This window comes from Citrobacter sp. wls826, from assembly GCF_005281245.1.
In the GTDB taxonomy this organism is placed as follows: domain Bacteria; phylum Pseudomonadota; class Gammaproteobacteria; order Enterobacterales; family Enterobacteriaceae; genus Citrobacter; species Citrobacter braakii.
On record NZ_SZWS01000022.1, the window covers coordinates 44,681 to 48,109 of the forward strand.

The 3,429-nt window shown below is 54.3% G+C and carries 3 protein-coding genes and 1 CRISPR repeat array; all 3 genes read left to right on the top strand.

What is annotated here, in order from left to right; genetic code table 11:
* Positions 1-109 precede the first annotated feature (109 nt).
* Genes cas6e through cas2e form a run of 3 tightly spaced genes read left to right on the top strand, consistent with a single transcriptional unit; the run spans position 110 to position 1,968 of the window.
* Positions 110-769, top strand: a complete 660-nt coding sequence (gene cas6e / locus FDW87_RS04620; RefSeq protein WP_049268523.1) for a type I-E CRISPR-associated protein Cas6/Cse3/CasE — start codon at positions 110-112, stop codon at positions 767-769.
* Positions 766-1,680, top strand: coding sequence for a type I-E CRISPR-associated endonuclease Cas1e (cas1e, locus tag FDW87_RS04625; RefSeq protein ID WP_049268524.1), 915 nt, complete (start codon positions 766-768; stop codon positions 1,678-1,680). Before cas6e ends, cas1e begins: the two co-directional genes overlap by 4 nt.
* Positions 1,681-1,683: 3 nt before the next feature.
* Positions 1,684-1,968 carry a type I-E CRISPR-associated endoribonuclease Cas2e gene (gene cas2e / locus FDW87_RS04630; RefSeq protein WP_049268526.1) on the top strand — a complete coding sequence of 95 codons (285 nt, stop codon included), beginning with the start codon at positions 1,684-1,686 and terminating at the stop codon, positions 1,966-1,968.
* A gap of 93 nt (positions 1,969-2,061) precedes the next feature.
* A CRISPR array of direct repeats spans positions 2,062-3,428; the repeat unit is 24 nt; unit sequence GTGTTCCCCGCGCCAGCGGGGATA.
* Position 3,429 lies beyond the last annotated feature (1 nt).

The following is a 3,429-nucleotide window of genomic DNA, read 5'->3' on the forward strand; positions in this document are numbered from 1 at the left end:
GCGTTGTGCCTGCTATTTCCGTTCAGAGAAGCGATCAGCCACTCAGTAAAGTACGCTGGCAGTTTACTACGCGTAGTCAGTTTGCAGGCCAGCTCAGGGAGGAAAAATAATGTTTCTGTCACGCGTAACGCTGGACCTCGGCAAGCTAACGCCTGAAATGATGCAGAAGTGGCAGAGCGCCAGCCCCTATGCCAGTCATCAATGGCTTTGGCAGCTTTTTTCTCATCAGGATGAACGCCGTTTTCTGTTTCGCCATGAGTCTGCAGAACGGGGTGAGCGTTTTTATGTGCAGTCGGATGTTCCACCTCTGGATGGGCATAATATTTTTGCCGTAGAGAGTAAACCGTTTCAGCCACATCTGACAAAAGGCATGTTTCTGTATTTTTCGCTACGCGCGAACCCCGTTATCACCCGATCCGGTAAGCGTAGCGACGTGATGATGGATGCCAAATACCAGGCAAAGCAGAAAGGGATACCTGCTGAACAACACTGGCCACTGCAAATCATCGCGGCGAATAACTGGCTACGCCGTCAGGGGGAACAGCATGGTTTCATGCTTCCTGATAAGCAGGATTACGTGGTGAGTTACCAGCAACAACGTTTCAGTCGACTGACCGGGGAACGCCCTATCAGTTTTGGCAGCGTTGATTTTGCGGGACTGTTACGGGTAGACGATGTGACGCGTTTCTCTCACGCTCTCAGGAATGGGTTTGGTAAAAGCAAAGCGCTAGGCTGCGGTCTGATGTTGATTCGGCGAGGGGAACAATGAATTGGCTACCGCTGAGCCCCATCCCAATGAAAGATCGTACCTCAATGATCTTTCTGCAATACGGGCAGATTGATGTGATCGACGGTGCGTTCGTGCTGATCGACAAAACGGGAATACGAACGCATATTCCGGTGGGATCGATAGCCTGCATTATGCTGGAGCCAGGCACGCGCGTTTCTCATGCCGCGGTGCGACTGGCGGCAACCACAGGTACCTTACTGGTATGGGTTGGTGAAGCAGGTGTACGACTTTACGCCTGCGGACAGCCGGGAGGCGCGCGTTCAGACAGACTGTTGTATCAGGCAAAGCTGGCGCTGGATGAAGAACTCCGGCTGAAAGTAGTGCGTAAAATGTTCGAATTGCGTTTTGGTGAGCCTGCTCCCAGCCGTCGCTCCGTTGAACAACTCCGCGGCATCGAAGGCGCGCGGGTACGCCAGAGCTATGCTCTGCTGGCAGAGCGCTACGGTGTGAAGTGGCATGGTCGACGTTACGATCCTAAAGACTGGGGAAAGGGCGACACGGTTAATCAGTGTATTAGTGCTGCCACATCCTGCCTTTATGGTATTACCGAAGCCGCGGTATTAGCCGCAGGTTACGCACCTGCTATTGGTTTTGTGCATTCCGGTAAGCCGCTCTCTTTTGTGTATGACATTGCTGATATCGTCAAATTTGATGGTGTTGTTCCGGTTGCTTTCGAGATTGCTGCCCGTGCGCCAGTCAGTCCAGATAAAGAGGTTCGTCTGGCCTGTCGGGATATATTCCGCAGCCAGAAAACGCTGGCGCGGATCATCCCATTGATTGAAGAAGTGCTGGCTGCCGGGGAGATTGAAATCCCTAAACCTTTTGCAGATGCCCAGCCTCCGGCGATCCCTGAGCCTGTTTCATTGGGCGATGCAGGTCACAGGGGGTAGCGCATGAGTATGCTTGTTGTTGTCACCGAAAATATTCCTGCTCGTTTGCGCGGTCGTCTGGCTGTCTGGTTATTAGAAGTTCGCGCAGGTGTTTACGTTGGCGATACCTCACGTAAGGTGCGAGAAATGATCTGGCATCAGGTCACTACCCTGGCAGACGAAGGGAATGTTGTTATGGCTTGGGCGGTGAATAATGAGTCTGGTTTTGATTTTCAAACATGGGGTGAAAACAGGCGCATGGCGGTGGAACTCGATGGATTAAGGTTAGTGTCATTCCATCCTTCGTAAAATCAATGGGTTATAGTTCTTTAATAATGTGGAAAATTTGGTGGAATTTTTCTACGGCTATAATCCCTTTTAGATCAGTGATATAGTTTTAGAGTGTTCCCCGCGCCAGCGGGGATAAACCGGGCGTTTAACAGCGCCTCTAACTGGCGTTGATGTGTTCCCCGCGCCAGCGGGGATAAACCGGTAACTAACATCAAAACGTGCTGAGAGATTGAGTGTTCCCCGCGCCAGCGGGGATAAACCGCCCCTCTATTAAAACTTGGTCGCGGGGAATATGTGTTCCCCGCGCCAGCGGGGATAAACCGTGCTCGCTACGCTGCGCGGCCTCCGTCGCGTTGTGTTCCCCGCGCCAGCGGGGATAAACCGAAAATATTCTCTTTTATTTTGTATTTTGGCACGTGTTCCCCGCGCCAGCGGGGATAAACCGAACAGGCGTTTTCAGTGGGGCGCGGGTGTGCGGTGTTCCCCGCGCCAGCGGGGATAAACCGGGCTGGGACATCATGTTCATAATTCAGGATGTGTGTTCCCCGCGCCAGCGGGGATAAACCGAGCACTTTACACCCCAGGCGGGGTGGGTTGGGGTGTTCCCCGCGCCAGCGGGGATAAACCGCAATACATAGAAAAGCACTACGGCGGCAATCAGTGTTCCCCGCGCCAGGGGGGATAAACCGACTCAGTCAGCGCGTTAACCCCTTCACACGACGTGTTCCCCGCGCCAGCGGGGATAAACCGCCGTTCGCGTTGGCGTACTGAATTAATACAGCGTGTTCCCCGCGCCAGCGGGGATAAACCGATCAGAACCGGCCAACACCGTCAATTGTGGGTGTGTTCCCCGCGCCAGCGGGGATAAACCGGGCATTTTTGTACCAAAAAATAAACTATATAGGTGTTCCCCGCGCCAGCGGGGATAAACCGATATATTTCAATAATAGGCGCTAAATCTTTCGCGTGTTCCCCGCGCCAGCGGGGATAAACCGGGGCATGAAAAAAGGTGGTTGGCGGTCGTTGGGTGTTCCCCGCGCCAGCGGGGATAAACCGCTACGGAGCGAGCTTACGCATTGCAGGCAATGGTGTTCCCCGCGCCAGCGGGGATAAACCGCATTCAGTTGGAGGACCATGTGCCTACAACTAGTGTTCCCCGCGCCAGCGGGGATAAACCGTTGATCTCCAGAATTATACCCTCCAACAAAAAGTGTTCCCCGCGCCAGCGGGGATAAACCGGGCAATATTCTGCTCACCAGCTTTGATGGCCGGTGTTCCCCGCGCCAGCGGGGATAAACCGATCACGAAGACGAGCAACACAAGCGCGCGGCTGTGTTCCCCGCGCCAGCGGGGATAAACCGCATTTTTCGAATTGCTGCCGCCAGTTCATCAGGTGTTCCCCGCGCCAGCGGGGATAAACCGCCGTTCCCATACGGGCTAGGCGGGGCGCTAGGGTGTTCCCCGCGCCAGCGGGGATAA

What these genes read in the sequence shown, in the direction of transcription:
- cas6e (WP_049268523.1), top strand. Translation starts at nt 110, where the DNA reads ATGTTTCTGTCACGCGTAACGCTGGACCTCGGCAAGCTAACGCCTGAA.
- cas2e (WP_049268526.1), top strand. Translation starts at nt 1,684, where the DNA reads ATGAGTATGCTTGTTGTTGTCACCGAAAATATTCCTGCTCGTTTGCGC.
- cas1e (WP_049268524.1), top strand. Translation starts at nt 766, where the DNA reads ATGAATTGGCTACCGCTGAGCCCCATCCCAATGAAAGATCGTACCTCA.